At 52.7% G+C, this 1,286-nt stretch carries 1 rRNA gene; it reads right to left on the bottom strand.

The features are described 5' to 3' along the window. A 23S ribosomal RNA gene (locus AEAC466_RS43420) occupies positions 1-1,286 on the bottom strand; the annotation flags it as partial.

Genomic DNA, 1,286 nt, shown 5'->3' on the forward strand with positions numbered 1-1,286 from the left:
TTAGTCTTAAACGTTCCTTCAGGGGCCTTGAAGGCCCAGGGAAGACTCATCTTGAGGCAAGTTTCGCGCTTAGATGCTTTCAGCGCTTATCTTTTCCGCACTTAGCTACCGGGCAATGCCATTGGCATGACAACCCGAACACCAGTGGTGCGTTCACTCCGGTCCTCTCGTACTAGGAGCAACCCCTCTCAATCTTCCAACGCCCACGGCAGATAGGGACCGAACTGTCTCACGACGTTCTAAACCCAGCTCGCGTACCACTTTAAATGGCGAACAGCCATACCCTTGGGACCTACTTCAGCCCCAGGATGTGATGAGCCGACATCGAGGTGCCAAACACCGCCGTCGATATGAACTCTTGGGCGGTATCAGCCTGTTATCCCCGGAGTACCTTTTATCCGTTGAGCGATGGCCCTTCCATTCAGAACCACCGGATCACTAAGACCTACTTTCGTACCTGCTCGAGCCGTCACTCTCGCAGTCAAGCTAGCTTATGCCTTTGCACTAACCTCACGATGTCCGACCGTGATTAGCTAACCTTCGTGCTCCTCCGTTACTCTTTGGGAGGAGACCGCCCCAGTCAAACTACCCACCAGACACTGTCCTCACCCCAGATTATGGGGCCGAGTTAGAACATCAAACATTAAAGGGTGGTATTTCAAGGATGGCTCCACGCAGACTGGCGTCCACGCTTCAAAGCCTCCCACCTATCCTACACATCAAGGCTCAATGTTCAGTGTCAAGCTATAGTAAAGGTTCACGGGGTCTTTCCGTCTTGCCGCGGGTACACTGCATCTTCACAGCGAGTTCAATTTCACTGAGTCTCGGGTGGAGACAGCCTGGCCATCATTACGCCATTCGTGCAGGTCGGAACTTACCCGACAAGGAATTTCGCTACCTTAGGACCGTTATAGTTACGGCCGCCGTTTACTGGGGCTTCGATCAAGAGCTTCGCCTTGCGGCTGACCCCATCAATTAACCTTCCAGCACCGGGCAGGCGTCACACCGTATACGTCCACTTTCGTGTTTGCACAGTGCTGTGTTTTTATTAAACAGTTGCAGCCAGCTGGTATCTTCGACTGGCTTCAGCTCCATCCGCGAGGGACTTCACCTACATGCCAGCGTGCCTTCTCCCGAAGTTACGGCACCATTTTGCCTAGTTCCTTCACCCGAGTTCTCTCAAGCGCCTTGGTATTCTCTACCTGACCACCTGTGTCGGTTTGGGGTACGATTTAATGTTACCTGGAGCTTAGAGGATTTTCCTGGAAGCAGGGCATCAACTACTT

The organism is Asticcacaulis sp. AC466 (genome assembly GCF_000495815.1).
GTDB lineage: Bacteria > Pseudomonadota > Alphaproteobacteria > Caulobacterales > Caulobacteraceae > Asticcacaulis.